Origin of the sequence: Kitasatospora sp. NPDC093558 (assembly GCF_040683475.1) — a bacterium.
GTDB lineage: Bacteria > Actinomycetota > Actinomycetes > Streptomycetales > Streptomycetaceae > Kitasatospora.
This window is the reverse complement of sequence record NZ_JBFBDY010001209.1, coordinates 1-1,337: the sequence shown is the minus strand read 5'-3', so window position 1 is coordinate 1,337 and position 1,337 is coordinate 1. Positions and strand designations below refer to the sequence as shown.

Here is a 1,337-nt window from a genome sequence, read left to right as displayed (position 1 = left end):
GCTCGAACTCAGCGGTGTGGACGTCTCCGGCCTCGGCGGCATGGAGGTGGTCGAGAACGCCAACCTCGTGCTCATGTACGGCGTCCACCGCCACCTGACGCCCCGCCTGCTGGCCGCGATGGGCCTCATGGAGTACACCGCGCCGGTGCGCTTCCAGGCGATGGTCGACGGCTGCGCGCGCCTCGGCGTGCCGGACGACGTCATCCTCTACCAGCGCATCCACGTCCACGTGGACGCCGACCACGGCGCCGAGTGGCTGGAGAACGTGCTCGCCCCGCTGGCCCACCACTCCCCCGAGGTGCTGCGCGAGATCGGCATGGGCGCGCTCACCCGCGAGCGGGTGGCCAACGCGTACTACACCCGGGTCTGGCAGCAGATGCGGGCGCTGCGGTGACGGTGGGGGCGGCGCGGTGAAGCCCGACGCGTTCTACCACGACGGCAGCCGCGACCTCCAACGCCGCTTCGGCAGCGAGGAGTTGGCGGACCACCTGGCGCACAAGTACGTGCTGGACGAGCTGGCGGAGGGGCACGCCGAGTGGATCCGCGGGGCCGACGCCGTGTACGTCGCGACGATCGACCCCGACGGCTTCCCCGAGTGCTCCTACAAGGGCGGCCTGCCCGGCTTCGTCCGCGTGCCGGACCTGCGGACGCTGGAGATCCCCAGCTACGACGGCAACGGCATGTACCGCACGCTCGGCAACGCCGCCGCCGTGCGGCGGGTGGGCCTGCTGTTCCTCTTCCCCGCCCTGCGCGCCAAGCTGCGCGTCAACGGCACCTGCGAGGTGCTGACCGGCCGCGACGCGCTGCGGCCGCACCACGGCGCCGAAGCCGTGCTGCGGGTCGGGGTGACGGCGGTGTTCGAGAACTGCCCGCGCTACCTGCACGACCCGGTGACCGGCGAGCACTCCAAGCACTGCCCCCGCCCCGGCTACCGCCCGCCCGACCCCGACTGGAAGCTCAAACCCGAGTACGACGGGCTGCTGCCGGCCCGCACAGACCAGGAGCCCCCCTCATGACCCGACCGATCCGACGCACCGTCGTCGACCTCTCCCACCCGATCGAAGCCGGCATGACCACCTACCCGGGCCTGCCCGGACCGGTGATATCCGACCACATGTCCCGCGCCGACTCCCGGCCCCGCTACACGCCCGGCACCGAGTTCCAGATCGGGCGGATCGAGATGGTCGCCAACACCGGCACCTACCTGGACACCCCGTTCCACCGCTACCCGGACGGCGCCGACCTCTCCGGCCTGGACCGGGGGAAGCACGCCGAATTCCCCTTCCACCACGACCACCCGCCAGTAGCGAAGAGGGACGTGGGCCCCGAGAGGCTTA

At 71.8% G+C, this 1,337-nt stretch carries 3 protein-coding genes; all 3 read left to right on the top strand.

All coding sequences use genetic code 11. The annotated features are described in order from the left end of the window. Positions 1-394 (top strand): iron-containing redox enzyme family protein (locus AB0O00_RS39800; protein WP_363659546.1); only part of this gene is annotated, 394 nt, incomplete at its 5' end. 16 nt (positions 395-410) lie between these two features. Continuing rightward, positions 411-1,016, top strand: coding sequence for a pyridoxamine 5'-phosphate oxidase family protein (locus AB0O00_RS39795; RefSeq protein WP_363659545.1), 606 nt, complete (start codon positions 411-413; stop codon positions 1,014-1,016). Further along, positions 1,013-1,337 (top strand): cyclase family protein (locus tag AB0O00_RS39790; RefSeq protein WP_363659544.1); only part of this gene is annotated, 325 nt, incomplete at its 3' end. The genes AB0O00_RS39795 and AB0O00_RS39790, both read left to right, overlap by 4 nt.